This window comes from Aeromicrobium phragmitis, from assembly GCF_003674095.1.
GTDB lineage: Bacteria > Actinomycetota > Actinomycetes > Propionibacteriales > Nocardioidaceae > Aeromicrobium > Aeromicrobium phragmitis.
Genome location: NZ_RDBF01000011.1, coordinates 123,998 through 140,864 on the forward strand (window position 1 = coordinate 123,998; position 16,867 = coordinate 140,864).

General features: G+C 68.3%; 18 protein-coding genes and 1 tRNA gene. 12 read left to right on the forward strand and 7 right to left on the reverse strand.

Going from position 1 to position 16,867, the window contains the following annotated elements; all coding sequences use genetic code 11:
* The first annotated feature begins 40 nt into the window (after positions 1–40).
* The 4 genes from D9V41_RS13500 (at position 41) to D9V41_RS13515 (ending at position 3,615) form a co-directional block, all read left to right on the forward strand.
* Positions 41–1,075 carry an LLM class flavin-dependent oxidoreductase gene (locus D9V41_RS13500; protein WP_166376046.1) on the forward strand — a complete coding sequence of 345 codons (1,035 nt, stop codon included), beginning with the start codon at positions 41–43 and terminating at the stop codon, positions 1,073–1,075.
* Complete coding sequence (locus D9V41_RS13505) at positions 1,075–1,389, forward strand: DMT family transporter (RefSeq protein ID WP_121795100.1); 315 nt, start codon at positions 1,075–1,077, stop codon at positions 1,387–1,389. The genes D9V41_RS13500 and D9V41_RS13505 overlap by 1 nt, the downstream gene beginning before the upstream one ends.
* 97 nt (positions 1,390–1,486) lie before the next feature.
* Positions 1,487–3,148 (forward strand): MDR family MFS transporter, encoded by a 1,662-nt coding sequence (locus D9V41_RS13510; RefSeq protein ID WP_208006861.1) that lies wholly within the window; start codon positions 1,487–1,489, stop codon positions 3,146–3,148.
* Positions 3,145–3,615 (forward strand): MarR family winged helix-turn-helix transcriptional regulator, encoded by a 471-nt coding sequence (locus D9V41_RS13515; protein ID WP_121795101.1) that lies wholly within the window; start codon positions 3,145–3,147, stop codon positions 3,613–3,615. Before D9V41_RS13510 ends, D9V41_RS13515 begins: the two co-directional genes overlap by 4 nt.
* On the opposite strand, the gene D9V41_RS13520 is transcribed toward D9V41_RS13515, so the two are convergent.
* Positions 3,612–4,016 (reverse strand): Crp/Fnr family transcriptional regulator, encoded by a 405-nt coding sequence (locus D9V41_RS13520; protein ID WP_121795102.1) that lies wholly within the window; start codon positions 4,014–4,016, stop codon positions 3,612–3,614. The two genes, D9V41_RS13515 and D9V41_RS13520, sit on opposite strands and share 4 nt — an antisense overlap.
* A gap of 120 nt (positions 4,017–4,136) precedes the next feature.
* Here D9V41_RS13520 and D9V41_RS13525 point away from each other — a divergent pair, with 120 nt between their 5' ends.
* Positions 4,137–5,669 carry an adenylate/guanylate cyclase domain-containing protein gene (locus tag D9V41_RS13525; protein WP_121795103.1) on the forward strand — a complete coding sequence of 511 codons (1,533 nt, stop codon included), beginning with the start codon at positions 4,137–4,139 and terminating at the stop codon, positions 5,667–5,669.
* Here the strand turns inward: D9V41_RS13525 and D9V41_RS13530 are convergent.
* Positions 5,658–7,856, reverse strand: coding sequence for an MMPL family transporter (locus D9V41_RS13530; protein WP_208006862.1), 2,199 nt, complete (start codon positions 7,854–7,856; stop codon positions 5,658–5,660). The two genes, D9V41_RS13525 and D9V41_RS13530, sit on opposite strands and share 12 nt — an antisense overlap.
* A gap of 83 nt (positions 7,857–7,939) precedes the next feature.
* On the opposite strand from D9V41_RS13530, the gene D9V41_RS13535 reads away from it, so the two are divergent.
* Entirely contained in the window at positions 7,940–8,548 is a 609-nt protein-coding gene (locus tag D9V41_RS13535; protein WP_121795105.1) for a TetR/AcrR family transcriptional regulator, read from the forward strand.
* 34 nt (positions 8,549–8,582) lie between these two features.
* Here D9V41_RS13535 and D9V41_RS13540 read toward each other — a convergent pair.
* Positions 8,583–8,658, reverse strand: a tRNA-Arg gene (locus D9V41_RS13540).
* A 75-nt stretch (positions 8,659–8,733) separates the two neighbouring features.
* On the opposite strand from D9V41_RS13540, the gene D9V41_RS13545 reads away from it, so the two are divergent.
* From D9V41_RS13545 to D9V41_RS17865, 4 genes are all read left to right on the forward strand, one after another.
* Positions 8,734–9,681, forward strand: a complete 948-nt coding sequence (locus tag D9V41_RS13545) for a CE1 family esterase (RefSeq protein WP_121795106.1) — start codon at positions 8,734–8,736, stop codon at positions 9,679–9,681.
* A 10-nt stretch (positions 9,682–9,691) separates the two neighbouring features.
* Positions 9,692–10,468, forward strand: a complete 777-nt coding sequence (locus tag D9V41_RS13550) for an HAD-IIA family hydrolase (RefSeq protein WP_121795107.1) — start codon at positions 9,692–9,694, stop codon at positions 10,466–10,468.
* A gap of 101 nt (positions 10,469–10,569) precedes the next feature.
* Positions 10,570–11,466 (forward strand): NAD-dependent epimerase/dehydratase family protein, encoded by an 897-nt coding sequence (locus tag D9V41_RS13555; RefSeq protein WP_133434191.1) that lies wholly within the window; start codon positions 10,570–10,572, stop codon positions 11,464–11,466.
* Positions 11,459–11,635: a hypothetical protein gene (locus D9V41_RS17865; protein WP_166376047.1), complete on the forward strand. Its 177-nt coding sequence runs from the start codon at positions 11,459–11,461 to the stop codon at positions 11,633–11,635. Before D9V41_RS13555 ends, D9V41_RS17865 begins: the two co-directional genes overlap by 8 nt.
* Here the strand turns inward: D9V41_RS17865 and mscL are convergent.
* The 3 genes from mscL to D9V41_RS13570 form a co-directional block, all read right to left on the reverse strand.
* On the reverse strand, positions 11,620–12,024 hold the full coding sequence (gene mscL / locus D9V41_RS13560) for a large conductance mechanosensitive channel protein MscL (protein WP_121795109.1): 405 nt from the start codon (positions 12,022–12,024) through the stop codon (positions 11,620–11,622). The two genes, D9V41_RS17865 and mscL, sit on opposite strands and share 16 nt — an antisense overlap.
* Before the next feature lie 54 nt (positions 12,025–12,078).
* Entirely contained in the window at positions 12,079–12,654 is a 576-nt protein-coding gene (locus tag D9V41_RS13565; RefSeq protein WP_121795110.1) for an SAF domain-containing protein, read from the reverse strand.
* A 65-nt stretch (positions 12,655–12,719) separates the two neighbouring features.
* Positions 12,720–12,998 carry an FmdB family zinc ribbon protein gene (locus tag D9V41_RS13570; protein ID WP_121795111.1) on the reverse strand — a complete coding sequence of 93 codons (279 nt, stop codon included), beginning with the start codon at positions 12,996–12,998 and terminating at the stop codon, positions 12,720–12,722.
* A gap of 84 nt (positions 12,999–13,082) precedes the next feature.
* Here D9V41_RS13570 and D9V41_RS13575 point away from each other — a divergent pair, with 84 nt between their 5' ends.
* Both D9V41_RS13575 and D9V41_RS13580 read left to right on the forward strand, forming a co-directional pair.
* Complete coding sequence (locus D9V41_RS13575) at positions 13,083–14,450, forward strand: hemolysin family protein (RefSeq protein ID WP_121795112.1); 1,368 nt, start codon at positions 13,083–13,085, stop codon at positions 14,448–14,450.
* Positions 14,447–15,493, forward strand: coding sequence for a hemolysin family protein (locus D9V41_RS13580; protein WP_121795113.1), 1,047 nt, complete (start codon positions 14,447–14,449; stop codon positions 15,491–15,493). Before D9V41_RS13575 ends, D9V41_RS13580 begins: the two co-directional genes overlap by 4 nt.
* Positions 15,494–15,704: 211 nt before the next feature.
* Here D9V41_RS13580 and D9V41_RS13585 read toward each other — a convergent pair whose 3' ends face one another.
* Positions 15,705–16,565 carry an HNH endonuclease signature motif containing protein gene (locus D9V41_RS13585; protein WP_279432351.1) on the reverse strand — a complete coding sequence of 287 codons (861 nt, stop codon included), beginning with the start codon at positions 16,563–16,565 and terminating at the stop codon, positions 15,705–15,707.
* Positions 16,566–16,867: the final 302 nt, after the last annotated feature.

Genomic DNA, 16,867 nt, shown 5'->3' on the forward strand with positions numbered 1-16,867 from the left:
GCTTTGACCCTACGGTCCACGGCGCACGTAGGCTCGTCGTGTGACTATCGAGCTGGGTCTGGACACCTTCGGCGACATCTCCACCGGGCCGGGCGGCACGATGCGCCGTCATGCCGAGGTGCTGCGCGAGGTCGTCGACCAGGCCGTGCTGGCCGACCAGGTCGGTCTCGACTTCATCGGCTTGGGCGAACATCATCGCGACGACTTCGCCATCACCGCCCCCGACGTCGTGCTCGCGACGATCGCCGGACGCACTGAGCGGATCCGGCTGGGCTCGGCGGTGACGGTGCTCAGCTCCGACGACCCGATCCGGGTGTTCGAGCGGTTCTCGACTCTCGACGCGCTCTCGCACGGCCGCGCGGAGGTGATTCTCGGACGCGGCTCGTTCACGGAATCGTTCGCGCTCTTCGGCTACGATCTCGCCGACTACGAGGTCTTGTTCACCGAGAAACTCGATCTGTTCGCGCAACTGCTCACCGAGCGTCCCGTCACCTGGAGCGGCACGACCAGGCCGCCCTTGGAGAACGTCACGGTGCATCCCGCCACCGAGTCCGGACGGCTGACGACCTGGATCGGCGTGGGCGGCAGTCCGCAGTCGGTCGTACGAGCGGCGCACTACCGACTCCCGCTCATGCTCGCGATCATCGGTGGGCCGCCCGCGCAGTTCGTGCCGTTCGCCCAGTACTACCGGGAGTTGCTGGCGGCCGACGGAATCGACCCGCTGCCGGTCGGGATGCACTCACCGGGCTATGTCGCCGCGACCGACGAGCAGGCCCGTGACGAGCTCTTCCCGCACTTCCAGGAGCAACGCGACCGGATCGGCCGCGAGCGCGGGTGGGGGCCGACGACGCGACTGCAGTTCGAGCGTGACGCGAGCCCTGAAGGCGCGCTGTACGTCGGGTCGCCGGAGACGGTGGCCCGCAAGATCGTCAAGAACGCGAAGGCCCTGGGCGCCGGGCGGTTCGACCTCAAGTACGCCAACGGGCCGATGCCGCACGAGCAGTTGCTGCGCTGCATCGAGTTGTACGGCACCGAGGTGCGCCGGCTGGTCGACGACATGATGGCCGACAGCTGATGTCCTGGATCGTGCTGGTCGTCTCGGGTGTCCTCGAGGCCGTGTGGGCCACGGCTCTCGGCAAGAGCGAGGGCTTCACCAAGCTCGGGCCGACCGTCGTCTTCGGTATCTCCGTCGTCGCCAGCATGGTCGGCCTCGCCTGGGCCATGCGGGAATTGCCGACGGGCACCGCATACGCGGTCTGGGTCGGAATCGGAGCGAGTCTGACGGTCGCGTACGCGATGGCGACCGGCACGGAGCCGATCTCGCTCGCCCGACTGTTGCTGATCCTCGGGCTGATCGGCTGCATCGTGGGCCTCAAGCTCGTGCACTGAGCGCTACGTCACTGCTTCCTCGCCTTGTCGGAGGGACCCGACAGGGCGTAAAGTTGACATCTGTCAATAATTGATCTTAGTCAAGAAAGAGGTGTTCATGGCGGAGACGACCGCGCCATCCATGACGCATCGAGAAGTACTGCGGGCTCTGTCGGGCCTGCTGATGGGCATGTTCGTGTCGATCCTGGCGGGCACCGTGGTCTCCACGTCGCTGCCGCTGATCATCGCGGACCTCGGGGGATCCCAGTCGTCGTACACGTGGGTGGTGACGGCGACGATGCTCGCGATGGCGGTCTCGACGCCGGTCTGGGGCAAGCTCGCGGACATCTTCAACCGCAAGCTGCTGATCCAGCTCGCGCTCACCGTCTTCGTGCTCGGCTCGGCCGCGGCCGGGTTCTCACAGAACACCGACTTCCTCATCGCCGCCCGCGCGGTGCAGGGACTCGGCGCCGGCGGTCTGGCCGCCCTGAGCCAGATCATCCTCGCCGACATCATCTCGCCGCGTGAGCGCGGCCGGTACGCGGGCCTGTTCGGGGCCGTCATGGCCGTCGGCTCGGTCGGCGGGCCGCTCCTCGGCGGGGTGATCACCGATGCCTTCGGCTGGCGCTGGAACTTCTTCGTCGCGATGCCCGTCGCGATCGCGGCGCTCGTCATGCTCCAGCTGACGCTGCACCTGCCCACGCACGACCGCCCGAAGCCGAAGATCGACTACCTCGGCGCCGTGCTCATCACGTCCGGCGTCTCCCTCCTGCTCATCTGGGTCAGCCTCGTCGATCAGCAGTTCGGCTGGGCCTCGGTGGAGACCGTCAGCATGGTGGGCGGCTCGGTCCTCCTGCTCGTCGCGGCGGTGATGACGGAGCTGCGCGCGCAGAACCCGATGGTGCCACTGACGATGTTCCGCGACCGCACGTTCACCCTCGCGGTGATCGCCAGCCTCGCGGTGGGCGTGTCGATGTTCGGCACCGCGGTGTTCCTCGCGCAGTACATGCAGCTGGCCCGCGGCGCGACGCCGACCGAATCGGGTCTGCTGACCATCCCGATGATGGCCGGACTGCTGACGTCGTCCACGTTCTTCGGGCAGTTCATCAGCCGGACGGGGCACTGGAAGCCGGTCATGGTGGCCGGATCGCTCACCGCCGTGGTCGGCTCGGCGATGCTCGGCATGCTCGACGGCGACAGCCCGATGTGGTACGTCTCGGTCGCGATGCTCGTGCTGGGCGCTGGCCTCGGCATGCTGATGCAGAACCTCGTGCTGGTGGTGCAGAACTCGATCGCAGTGGAGAATCTCGGCGCCGCGACCAGTGCGGTGACCTTCTTCCGCACGATCGGTGGTACCGCGGGAGTCTCGGTGCTCGGCTCGGTGCTGGCGCTCCAGGTCAAGGGCCGCATCGCGGACGGACTGGCGACGCTCGCGCCGGAACAGCAGGCGCAAGCCGCGCAGGCGCTGTCGGGCGGATCGGTGCCCAAGATCGCCGATCTTCCGCCGTCGATCGCGACGATCGTCGAGCACGCGTACGGGGCGTCGATCGGTCACCTGTTCCTGCTGACCGTCCCGCTCACGCTGATCACGGTCATCGCGGTCGCGCTGCTTCCGCGCCAGGACCTCGGCACGCTGACCGCCGTGCAAGCCCGGGAGCAGGCCGAGCCCGTGGCAGCGGGAGCAGCAGGTATGGAGGATCCCACCGGCACCGAGCCGACCGCACGGACCATGGGGGAGGACTCCGATGACGAATCGGTACCCGCCACAATGAGGTCATGACGGCGATGCCCGACCCGCTCGAGGAGGCCGAGCCCGAGGTGGCGAGTGCGATCGTGGCCGTCGAGGACGCGATGGGCGAGCTCGCGACGCGGTTCCGGGTGATGATCCGCGACGCGGCCAGCCAGGTCGACCCAGCTTTGCAGCCGTTCGGACTGCGCATCCTGCGGCTCCTCGAACGCCATGGCGAGATGAGTGCCGGGCAGATCTCGGAGTTTCTCGAAGTGGACCCGAGCTCCACGAGCCGACAGATCCGTCAGCTCGTGGAGCTCGGGCTGGCCGCCGTCGCCGCCTGCGAAACCGACCGCCGCTCCCGGATTCTGAGCTTGACCGACCACGGACGTGAGCGACTCGCCGCCATCGGTCCCTCGGGCCGGGCTCGGATGCAACGTGCGCTCAGTGGCTGGGAGCTCTCGGAGCTGCGCCGGTTCGCCGACGACCTCAAGCGACTCACCGACAGCGTGAGCTAGTTCTGGGCGATGCGGTGTACCGCCGCGTCGTGCAGGGCCGTGGCGAACTGCGGGTTGTGGGCCGCCAGGTCCTCGAAGGCCTCGGCAGTGAAGTGCAACGCCTCGACATCGGTGGTCGTGACCACCGTGGCGCTGCGCAGGCGGCCGGTGACGAGGGCGATCTCGCCCACGACGTCGCCAGGGTTCAGGGTGGCCAGCGGCTGGCCGTCCTTGCGGATCTCGACCGTCCCCGAGAGCAGGATGTACGCCTTGTCGGCCGGGGTGTGCTCGAAGATCATCGCCCAATTGGCGGGGATATGGACGGGCTGTCCGACCGTGGCCAGCGCCTTGACGGTGGCATCGTCGAAGTCGGTGAGCTCGTTGAGGCTCCGCACGACGTCGGGATCGGGCTTCTTCGCCATGGTGGATTCCTTTCGGTCCGTTCGGACCCACCGTAGGGTAAATCGGAGTTTGCCGTCGTGGGACTGGCCCGAACGTGGACAATCATCCACAACACACCGCTATCGGCAGAGGAGACGTGCATGGGACGAGCCGAGGCCCGCACCTTCGGGTCCCGACTGCTCGGTCCGCCCGATCAGTCACCGCGGCAGCTGCGGGTCCGCGTCCAGTTGCTGCTCACCACGCTCCTCGTCGTCACCAACCTCATCGGTGCCGCGATCGTCGTGGTGTTGTCGACGCTGGTCATCCCCGGGCCGGCCGCGACGCGGGGGACCGTCGTCGCGATCGCCATCGCCGCGCCGGTCTACATCTCGATGGCGATCCTCGGCGGAATCGCCTGGGGCACGCTGCGCACCTTGCGGGCGCTGCGCTGGGCGATCCGCGACGAGCCGGCCAGTCCGCGCGACCGCCAGCGCGCGTTGCGGGCGCCGTGGGAGCTCACGCTCATGCAAGCGGTGCTGTGGCTCGGCGGCACGGTGTTGTTCACGCTCCTGGCCGTGGTCATCCAGCCGGAGCGGGCGATGACGACCGGTTTCACGGTCGCCATCGCCACGTTCGTCGTGTCGGCGATCGCGTACTTGTTCAGCGAGTTCGCGTTGCGCCCGGTCGCGGCGCGCGCGTTGGCCAGCGGCGAGGCGACACAGGCCCGGCTCGGTGTGGCCTCGCGGATGCTCGTGTTCTGGATCCTCGGCACCGGAGTGCCGGTCTTCGGGCTCCTGGTCGTCGCACTGCTGTCGCTCGTCGTGGAGGACGTGGACACCGCCACGCTGACCGCGGCGGTGTTCGTCATCGGCACGGTCGTGCTGGTGTTCGGCTTCTTCGTCACGTGGCTCAACGCGCGCGCGGTCGTCGCGCCGATCCGGACGGTGCGCGACGCGCTGCGGCTCGTGCAGGACGGCGACTACGGCATGGAGATCCCGGTCTACGACGGCACCGAACTCGGTTCGCTGCAGGTCGGGTTCAACGAGATGGCGCAGGGGCTGCGCGAACGCGAGCGACTGCGCGACGTGTTCGGCCGGCACGTGGGCCGCGAGGTGGCCGACGCGGCGCTGGCCGAGATCGAGCTGGGCGGTAAAGCCGGTGAGGCATCGGTGCTGTTCATCGATCTCACCGGCTCGACGCGGTTCGCCGCCGACCGCGACCCTAGCGAGGTGGTCGACGTCCTGAACCGGTTCTTCGGCGTCGTCGTGCAGGAGGTCGACGCCCATCACGGCCTCGTCAACAAGTTCATGGGCGACGCCGTGCTCGCCATCTTCGGGGCCCCGGTGTCGCGCGATGGCCACGCTGCTCTCGCGCTCGCCGCCGCCCGCCGGATGGCCGAGCGACTCCACGAGGAGGTCCCCGAGATCGGGTTCGGTGTTGGTGTGGCGACGGGTCGCGTGGTGGCCGGCTACGTCGGGCACGAGACGCGGTTCGAGTACACCGTCATCGGCGACGCGGTCAACGCCGCCTCCCGCATCACCGATCTCGCGAAGACGACGGAGTCTGGTGTGCTCGCCGACGAAGCCGCCATCGTCGCGGCAGGGGAGAGCGAGGCCAGATTCTGGTCCGCGCACAGCACGACGACCTTGCGCGGCAGGCCAGCCGAATCGCGGCTGCTGACCCTAGCCCACTGATGCCGTGGCCGGAACTGCAACGGGAGGCTCAGCAGCCGACTCGCTGAGACCGATCCGCCGGTGCAACCGGCGCAGCGGCCCAGGCGCCCACCAGTTGGCCGCGCCGGCGAGACGCATCGACGCCGGCAGCAGCAGGCCGCGGATCACCGTCGCGTCCACGAGTACGGCAAGGGCCATGCCGATGCCGAGTTGCTGGAGGAACGCCACCTCGCTGGTCGCGTAGACGGCGAACGACACGGCGAGAATCAACGCTGCCGCGGTCACCAGGGAGGCCGATCGCGCGATGCCGCGAGGAATCGAGCCGATCGGATCACCGGTGCGGTCGTAGTCGTCCTTGATGCGCGACAGCAGGAACACCTCGTAGTCCATCGAGAGCCCGTAGGCGATACAGAACATCAGCAGCGGGATGCTCGGCTCGATGGCACCCGTCGCGGTGAAGCCCAGGAGGGGAGCGAGGCCGCCGTCCTGGAAGCCCCACGCCAACACGCCGAACATCACCGACAGCGACAGCAGGTTGAGGAGTGAGGCCTTGATCGGGGCGACGACGCTTCCAGTCATGAGGAACAGCACGACGAACGTGACGATCAGGATGAGCGCCGCGACCAGCGGGAGGCGCTCGACGACGCCATTGCGGTAGTCGGTCAATTCGGCGGGGTAGCCGCCCACGCGGACGTCGAACGGCGCGTCCACGGAGCGGATGTCAGACACCAGCCCGATCGGGTCCTCGCCGAGTCGTTCCGCCGTGGGCACCACGGCGAGCCAGTGCGCCTGCCCGTCGGTGAACCGATCCGGGCCGTCCGGTCCCGCCGGCCCGCGGCGGGCACCGTCGCTGTAGCTGCCCGTCGCCGTGTCGACTCGCAATACGCCGGGGACCTGCGAGAGCGTCGCGACGTAGTCGGCCACGTCGTCGATCGCGGCCTCCTCGGTCACCACGTAGAGGGCGTCGGCTTCCTCGGTCACGAAGTCTGCCCGGACGGTGTCGTACATGTCGCGGATCGGTTGTCCGGCGGGAAGCACTCGATCGTCGGGTGACCCGAAATTGATGCCGAGCGCCGGAGCGCCGAGCGCTATCAGCACGACGAGGCCCGCGCTGCCGAACGCGACCGGTCGTCGCATCACCCGGTTCACCGCGCGGAACCAGAACCGCTCTTCCTCCGAACCACCCGCCCGGCTCCGCGCGGCGCGGTGGCCGAGCAACATCAACGCGGCCGGGAGGATGACCAGGGCGCCGACCACCGCCGTGAGAACGACGGCGATGCCGGCGTAGGCGAAGGAGGACAGGAACGGGAACGGAAACACGAACAGCACGGCAAGCGAGGCCGCCACGGTGACTCCGCTGAAGACCACGGTGCGGCCGGCCCCGCTGACCGTTCGTCGGACCGCCTCGGTAACCGCGTGTCCGTGCACAAGTTCCTCGCGGAAGCGATATACGACGAACAAGCCGTAGTCCACTCCCAGGCCGATTCCCATGACCAGCGCGATGTTGGAGGCGAAGGTGCTCACTTCGGTGAAAGCGGTCACGCCGCGCAGGATCGCGAGGGTTCCGACGACGGAGAACAGTCCGATACCGAGGGTGACCAGCGCGGGTGCGAGCCGCCGGTACACCGCCCACAGCAGCAACGCGACGACGGGAAGGATGATGATCTCAGCGCGCAGAAAATCGGTTCGTGCCTGTTCGGCGACGACCCGGAAGATCTCGTCGCCGCCCCCGAGTTGCACCTCGGCCGCCGGGTCGTCGATGACCTCGATGATCTCGCTTTCGATACCCGGCAAGATCTCACCGCGCACAACGTCGGCATCCCCGGGAGCCCAGGCGAGCACGAGCGCATGCCGGCCGTCCTCGCTGGCCAGCGTGGCCGGGGCCCCCGGACTCCAATACGACCAGGCATCGCCGATCCCCGGGAAGGAGGACAGCTCGCGGGTCAGTTGCGCTCCGACCTGCGCGACGCGGCTGTCGTCGACCGTGCCGTCGCTCGCGGTCACCAGTATCGCGATGTTCGGGCTCGAGGTGCCGAAACGCTCGCCCATGAGGTCGCGGGCGTCGACCGACTCCGAGCCGGGAGCCTCGTAGCGGTTCAGCGCGAGCGCGTCGATGGCGCCAGCGGCCACAACCCCCAGCGCCACGAACATGGCGAGCGACGTCGCCACAATCCACCGCGGAAACCGCGTCACCATCGCACCCAGCACGTTCGACCTCCTGGTAGATTTACGAGCAGTCGCTCGCATTCAAAATACGAGTAGATGCTCGCATTGTCTAGGAGGTCTCAACGGTGGGCAGCGAGACGCCGCGCCGTCAGGCCCGCGGTCAACAGCGGATCCAGCAGATTCTCCATGCGGCGGCAGCGATCTTCGCCGAGCGGGGCTACGACGCCGCTACGACGAACGCCATCGCAGCGCAGGCGGGCATCTCCCCGGGGTCGCTGTACCAGTTCTTCGGCAACAAAGACGAGATCGCGAGGGCCCTCGCCACGCACTACGCCGAGCAGTTGCGCGGGCTCGCGGCAGAGACCTTCGCTCCGTCACCGGCAGCGACGGCCGATCTCGATGAACTCGTCGACGGTTTGCTCACCCAGCTGATCGCGTTCAACATCGAGCACCCGGGATTCAAAGCACTGTTCGCCCGCACCGATATGCCAGCTGGTCTGCGCGCGGCCGTGCAGCCGGTCCACGCGTCCATTCACGAGCGCGTTGCGGCGCTGGTCGCCGGTCTGTTGGCTGACCGTCCGCCCGAGGACACGGGGCGCATCGCGACCGTCACCATCCAGCTCGTCCGAGCCATGATGCCCCTCATTTGCGAGGCAACGAACGGCACCCGAGAAGCGCTTGGGCGCGAACTCCACCAGGTGGTCGTCAGTTACCTGCGCGCGCAGGGTGCCTGAGAGGCTGCGCCAGGCCGCGCCGCGGTCATCGCGCTGGTGCCCCCGGGAGGATTCGAACCTCCGACACACGCTTTAGGAGAGCGTTGCTCTATCCCCTGAGCTACGGGGGCGGGCATCCATCATCCTCCCACGACTCGGCGCCTTCCCGTCAGCGACCTTCGGAGTCGGGTGGCACACTCGTGCGCATGCTCCGGCGAATCCTCATGGCCGTTGGGCTGGTGCTCGTGACGTCCGGATGCGTCGAAGAGCCATCTCCTGCTCCCACGCCGTCGGCGGCGCCGTCGGCGGAGAGCCCCGGGCACCGCAGCGGCGGCTGCCGGGTCCCGGCCACCGGGACGTCCGCGCACACGTTGGACATCGCCGGAGCGCAGCGGCAATTCGTCATCGACGTGCCGGACGGGTTCACCGGTGAGCGGTTGCCCGTGGTCTACTTCATCCACGGTCTCGGTGGCGAGGCCACCAGCAGCATGGCGTACACGGGATTTCCCGAGTACGGCGAGGCACACGGGTTCATCACGGTCGCGCCGCAAGCGCTCGGCTCCCTTCCGCGCTGGGATTTCACCACGGGTCCCGAGGTCGCTGGCTCCGACTTCGACTACTTGCGTCAGCTCACCGAGCACGTCGCCGCGACCTGGTGCGGCGACACCGACCGCCAGTACCTCACCGGCTTCTCCAACGGCTCGGCCATGACCTTCGCCGCGGCGTGCTTCGGCGGCGTCGATTTCGCTGCGTACGGCTCGGTCGCCGCGGCCGGCTACCTCCCCGATCGGTGTGCCGAGGCGCCTGCCGCCTCGATCATCTACGCGCACGGAACCGCCGACCCGACCGTGCCCTTCGAAGGGGGCGACACCGTCATCCAACGTGTGGCGCCGGCCGACCAGGTGCTGCAGCAGTGGGCCGCGCACAACGCCTGCGGATCTGCGCGCGAGGAGCAGGTTGCCGCCGACGTCCGGCTCACCGCATGGGACGGCTGCGCCGACGACTCCCGGATCGCGTTCTACGTGATCGACGGGGGAGGGCACCAGTGGCCGGGTGGTGCCGCCGCTCCCGGACTCGGTCGCGCGAGCGGTTCGATCAACATCACAGCGCTCATGGTGGACTTCTTCGGTCTGTCGGGGGCCGAATCCGGGTGACAATGGACCCATGGACAAACCGGTCGAGAATTGGCTCACGGATATGGACGGCGTGCTCGTCCACGAGGAGAAGGCGTTGCCCGGTGCCGCGGAGTTCATCGCCGCGCTGCGAGAGACCGGCCGCAAGTTCATCGTCCTGACGAACAACTCGATCTACACGCCACGGGATCTGCGCGCTCGGCTGCTCGTCGGCGGCATCGACGTGCCCGAGGGCGCGATCTGGACGTCGGCGCTCGCCACCGCCAAGTTCCTCAGCGAACAGCGGCCCGGCGGTACCGCCTACGTCATCGGCGAGTCCGGGCTGACCCAAGCGCTCTACGAGGCCGGCTACACCATGACCTCGCGCGACCCCGACTACGTCGTCCTCGGCGAGACCCGCACCTACTCGTTCGAGGCCATCACCCGCGCCATTCAGCTGATCGGTCAGGGTGCGCGCTTCATCGCCACCAACCCCGACGTCACCGGCCCGTCGCCGACCGGCCCGCTGCCCGCGACCGGCTCCGTCGCCGCGCTCATCACCCGCGCGACCGGAGTCGAGCCCTACTTCATCGGCAAGCCCAACCCGCTCATGATGCGCAGCGCCCTCAACCAGATCGAAGCGCACTCGGAGACCACGGTCATGGTCGGCGACCGGATGGACACCGACGTGCTGTCCGGACTCGAGGCCGGCATGCGCACGATTCTCGTGCTCACCGGCTCGACGAGCCCCGGCGAGGTCGAGCGCTTCCCGTTCCGCCCCACCCGCGTGCTCGACTCCATCGCGGACGTCGTGCCCCTCGTGCAGTGAGCTGCGGACGCTCGCGTCCGTACATCTGGCACCGCGGGTCCGTGCACGTCTAGGGTGGCCACCAGCGGTGTGCAACGGCGCACGCCCGCGGGAGGAGCCACGTGAGGGTGTTTCTGACCGGCAGCAACGGCGTCATGGGCCGTGCTGCCATGACGGAGCTCGTGGGAGCCGGGCATGAGGTCGTCGGTCTGGTGCGGCGAGCCGGCGCCGCTGCCATCGTCGAAGCCCACGGCGCCACCCCGTTCTACGGCGACGTGTTCGATCCCGCCTCACTGCGCGAAGGGATGGCCGGCTGCGCCGCGGTCATCAACTTCGCTACTCGGATCCCGATCGGGGCCAACGCCTACCGGCCCGGTTCGTTGACCGCGGTCAACCGGCTGCGCTTCGAAGGTGCCGGCGTCGTCGTCGAGGCAGCGGCGGAGGTCGGCGTCCAGCGCTTCGTCCAGCAGAGTCTGAGCTTCATCTACCAGGACCGTGGCGACGAGTGGATCGACGAGACGACGCCCGTGGACGTCACCCACGTGACCGAGGCGCTCGTCGTCGCCGAGGAGCATGCCCGTCGCATCGAGGACGTGGGCGGCACCGCCGTCTGTCTGCGGTACGGGCTGATCGTCGGCGACGACCGCAACACCCGCTACACGATGCGGCGGGCCCGGAAGCGGCGGCCGTTCGCACTCGGGGAGCCCGACGGATGGATGCATGCGATCCATCCCGACGACATCGGTACGTCGGTCGTCAGCGCGATGACGGCGCCCAGCGGTCACTACAACGTGGGAGCCGCCCCGCTGACCCGGCAGGAGTACGCGGACCACGTCGCCTCGGCGGTGGGGCGTGAACGCGGCGACTTCCTCGCCGACTGGGTCGTCGACCTCGGGGGTGACAAGATGGAACTGCTCACCCGATCGCAGCGCGTGAGTTCCGAACTGTTCGCCGAGCGGACCGGCTGGAAGCCGCGCCGCCCCGAACTCACCGTGGAGTGGTTCCCGACCGATGACTGATGACGACCGCGCCGCCCGGCGCGCCCGGCAGCGCCGTGCTGCCGCCCTGCTCGGTGACCTGCTGCCGGACACCACGAGCGATGAGCGGGACCCCGGCGACCACCGTGCTCAGGGCTCGCGAGACGCGGACATCCTGGGCGACCGTCCGCCGCACTACGGCCGAGACTGAGGACCTTCCGCCAGCGCGTCGCGGATCTCGCGCAGCAGCAAGATGTCCTCGGTCGGCCCCTCGGGCTCCGGCTCCTCCCCGCGCTGCAGTCGCTCAAGAAGCCGCTTGGACGGCAGGACGAAGACGAAGTAGACGACTCCCGCCGTGATGATGAAGGTGATCACGGCGTTGATGAACCCGCCGATGTCGACGAACGTGTTCTCGTTGCCGTCGACGATGCGGAAGCCGAGGCCTTGCGCGTCACCACCGCCGAGTGACGCCAGGATCGGGTTGATGAAGGCGCTCGTGAACGCCGCCACCAGGGCGGTGAACGCCGTGCCGACGACGACCGCGACGGCGAGGTCGACGATGTTGCCACGGAACAAGAAGTCCTTGAAGCCCTTGAGCATGCTGCCCCCTGTGAAATCGATGGTCCTTCCGACTGTAGGACGATGACGAGCGCGTCACGAGGACAGCGCGTGGGTGACGGCGAAGCGTGAGGTGGCGGCCGCTGCAGCGACGGCCCGGGCGGTCTCCGGCTCGACCACCAGTCCGAGGGTCGTCACCTCGGTGCCTTCTCGCTCCTGCACCACGAGCACCTCAGCACCGCTGACGAGCGGCTCCGCCGCAGCGTCGTGCGCATCACGTACGGCCAGCACGTCGACGGTGTCTCCCGGGCGGACGAACTCGGCACCGGACCGCTCAACCGCGATCGACGCGAGCACCCGGCCGTCGGGCAGCGCGCGCGGATCGACGACCCGACGGTCGGTGAGTGGTTCACCGGACCGCATGGCGCCGGCGGACATCCGGCCCACCGGCTGCTCGACGGTGCCCACGGCGACGGCTTCGGGCATCGAGACGGGTCTGACGTCCGCGTCCTCGAGCACGTGCCCGCTCGGCAGGTCGCGAGCGGCCACGAGGACCACCCGGCTGTCGGGTTCGGAGGTCAGAGCGGTGAGGGCGGCGAACATCGCAAGTCCGGCGAGAACCGCGGCGAGAACGCGACGGTGGTCGGCGAGAAAGCGGGACAGTCGCTCCATGCCGCGACGATAGGAGAATCCGCCGCCGCCCCGCGCCCGTCATCCACAGGCGCGGCGACGCTGACTCAGGCGGCCGGGGAGTCGCCGGACGTCGAGCTGCTGGCGGTCGAGGACGACGACGAGGTCGAGGACGTCGCGGAGCCGGTGCTGGACGACGTGGAGGAGTCCGACCGGCTGTCGTTGCGGTAGAAACCCGAGCCCTTGAAGACGACACCCACCGATCCGAAGACCTTGCGCAGGCGGCCGCCGCAGGACGGGCACTCGGTCAAGGCGGCGTCGGAGAAGCTCTGGCGCACCTCGAGACCTTCGGTGCAGTCGGAGCACTGGTACTGATACATGGGCACGGTTCGGTTCTCCCCAGGGTAGAAATGCTGCAATGCAAGGGTACAGTTGCCTTCTAGTGCATCGCCGACCGAGGACACCACCCTGTGACTGAATGGCTACTCCTGGCCGCGTCCTTTCTCCTCATGATCGCCTGCGGCGTGTTCGTTGCCGCAGAATTCTCGTTCGTCACCGTTGACCGCGCCACGGTCGACCGCCGCGCCACGCAGGGTGATCGCTCCGCCGCCGGCACCCTCAAGGCGTTGCGCACGCTGTCCACGCAGCTCAGCGGCGCACAACTCGGCATCACCATCACCAACCTCGCGATCGGCTATCTCGCCGAGCCCGCCATCGGGCGGCTGCTGCACGAGCCGCTGAGTTCTCTCGGTCTCGCCGGCGGCGGGTTGCGCGCTGCGAGTTATGCCATCGCGCTGCTCGTCAGCACCATCGTGACGATGCTCGTCGGCGAACTGATCCCCAAGAACTTCGCGCTGTCCTTGCCATACCGCACGGCCGCGCTGACGCAACTGCCGCAGCGCTGGTTCACGACGGCGATGGCCTGGCCGATCCGCGGCCTCAATGGCATGGCGAACAACACCCTGCGGTGGCTCGGCGTGGAACCCCAGGAGGAGCTGCGCTCGGCCCGCTCGCCGATAGAGCTGCGGTCGCTCGTGCTGCGCTCGGCCGACCAGGGGGCGATCGATGACGAGACCGCGGACCTCGTCGCCCGCAGCATCGCCTTCGGCGACCGCACGGCCGCCGACGTCCGCACGCCCCGAGTCCGGGTGCACTTCCTCGAGGAGAGGGACACGGCGCTGGACGTCATCGAGGCGGCGCGGCAGACCGGTCATTCGCGTTTCCCGGTCATCGGCAAGTCGCCGGACGACATCGTCGGCATCGTGCACATCAAACAGGCCGTCAGCGTGCCGGTCGACCGCCGCCGCTCCGTACGGATCGGGGAGATCGCCGACCCGCCCGCGACGGTCCCCGACAGCATCGAACTCGACCCGTTGCTGACCCTCCTGCGCGACGAGGGGCACCAGATGGCGATCGTCGTGGACGAGTATGGCGGCACCGACGGGGTCGTGACGCTGGAGGACCTCGTCGAGGAGATCGTCGGCGACATCGCCGACGAGCACGACCGGCTGTCCGCCCGGAGCCGACATCGTCACGACGGCACGTGGTCCTTGTCCGGGCTGCTTCGCCCGGACGAGGTGTACGAGCAGACAGGCATCGGGCTCCCCGAGAGCGAGGACTCCGAGACGATCGCCGGACTCGTGCTCGAACGACTCGGCCGGCTCGCCGAGCGCGGCGACGAGATCGTCCTGCGACTCGACCACACCCCCGACAGCGACGAGGAGACCTTGGTCCCGCTCATCGTCCATCTGGCTGTCGAGCGGGTCGAGGGGCGCCGGATCGACCGGGTCTCGATGACCGTCGAGGAGTCCATCGGCGGGCTCGAGGAGGACCGATGAACAACTGGTTCGCCGTCGGCCTCACGCTCGTCCTCCTCGCCCTCAACGCGCTGTTCGTGGCGTCGGAGTTCGCGCTCATCTCCGCCCGCCGTACGCAGATCGAGCCGCTCGCTCAATCGGGGAAGCGCTCAGCCAAGCTTGCGATCAAGGCGATGGAGAACGTCACTCTCGCCATGGCCGCGGCGCAGCTGGGTATCACCATGTGCTCACTCGGCCTCGGTGCCATCAGCGAACCGGCGATCGCGCATCTTCTCGAGCCGATCTTCGAGTCGCTCCACGTCCCGCACGGACTCGTGCACCCGATCTCGTTCGCCATCGCGCTCGCCTTCGTGGTGTTCCTGCACGTCGTCTACGGCGAGATGGTTCCCAAGAACCTCGCGCTCGCCGCGCCGGACCGTGCTTCACTCATCCTCGGTCCGTTCATGCTCGGCGTCATCGCGATCCTCAAGCCGGTCGTCATCGCCCTCAATGCCATCGCCAACAACGCGGTGCGGGTCCTCGGTATCGAACCGAAGGACGAGGTCGCGTCGACGTTCACGCACGACGAGGTCGCCGGGCTGGTGGAGGAGTCGCGCCGCGAAGGGTTGCTCGACGAGGACGAGTACGGTCTGGTCACCGGTGCCCTCGACTTCCATGAGGGCACCGTCGATCAAGTACTCCTGCCCAGCGACACGCTCGTGACGATCGATCGTGCGGCCACGCCCGTGGAGGTGGAGAAGGCCTGCGCCGAGACCGGGTTCTCTCGCTTCCCGGTGGTCGACGACGCAGGCGAGCTGACCGGCTACCTGCACATCAAGGACGTCCTCGAGACCGACGAGCAGATGCGCAGCGTCCCCATCGCAGATAAGTGGGTGCGGCCGCTGTCGACGGTGACGCTGTCGGCCGGGCTGTTCGACGCGCTGCGCACGATGCAGAAGCGCGGATCGCACATGGCGCGCGTCGCCGATCAGGCGTCGGGCGAGGTGGTCGGAGTCATCATGCTCGAGGACGTCCTGGAAGAGCTCGTCGGCGAGATCCGCGACCTCGAGCGCCAACGGCACTGATGTGAGTGCGCCCAGATGGCGCGCAGAGAGCCCGACCCGAAGGGAGTGATCGGATCGGGCTCCTGCGCGCCACCTGGGCGCTTGGGTCCGGCTGGGAGGGAGGGAAATCGGCGCCGTACCCACCCTGCCCAACGAGGCGCGGCGAGGCGGGTTACGGGCCCGGGCAGAAATTTCTCGGAACTTTCTCAGCCGTGGTCAAAGAGGGAGCGATTCACTCGGTCAGGATCGTCTCTCCCACGTGCCAGGCCCAGCCGTCGTCGTGGGGTACGGGTTCGGCGTGGCGGAAGGTTTTGAGTTTGTGGTGATGTCTGCATAAGGCCCAGAGGTTGTCGGCGCAGGTTTGTCCGTGGGGCCAGGGTTCTCGGTGGTCGAGGTCGCATTTCGCGACCGTTCTGAGACAGCCGGGGTAGCGGCAGGTGCCGTCGCGGTAGCGGATGGCGTTCTTGAGGTGTTCGGGTGGTGAATAGCCGTGGTAGCTGACGGCGAGAACGTCGTCGCGTTCGTCGACGAAGAGCCGGTACCAGAACGGGTCGCCGCTGGTGGCGAGGACGCGCAGGACATTGGCCGGGAGGATCCAGTCGCGGTCGGCGCTGATCGCCGGCTGATCATCGACTCCGGCGAGGGTCGAGGCAGGAACCATGACACCGATCGCGAGATTCGTGCCGCGGGCGGGTTCGTTGTCCGGATCGATGTGGTCGAGCGCGTCCACGAACACGTCGGCCCGACGCTGGGCGAGCGTCCGGTCGTCCTCGGTCAGTGATTTCGCGGCGTGGTCGAGCCGCCGGTCGATCCCGGCGAGCACGTAGGACGGCAGGTTCTCGGCATACAAGCTCCCGGTCCCGTCCTCATCATGGTGGATCGTGACCGAGCGTTCGGCGACGATCTCGGCGTAGCGTTTCTCGGTCTCTTCGGGTTCGTGCCGGGCGATGAACCGCTTCACCCACCGACGGAGTTCGCTGACCGTGTGCGTCGCGGCATAGGCGACAGAACGTGCATCCAGCTTCTCGATCGACCGTTCGCGGGTGAGCTTCCACGCGCAAGCCGCGATCGCCGAGACGCGGGCGGCATCAATCTCGCCCGAGCGGTCTGCGCCTCATGGATCCGGCTCGCGACCTGATGCTCGGACCACCCGTTCGCCTGGGCGACCACCGACCGTACCGCCGCGAACGCGAGGTCGCGCTGCTGCGCCTCGACCTCCCGCTCAATCCGAGCGCGTTCGGCGTCGAGGAAGTCGAGCATCGGATCCGGTGTTCGGTGCGGGCACGCTCGGCCTGCAGGTCACCCATGAAGGTGAGTCGCTGGTCGCTCGTTTCCCCGATCATGTTCCCAATCTAGAGAAGGCCACCGACACTTTTCGGCCCTTGTTCACAACGC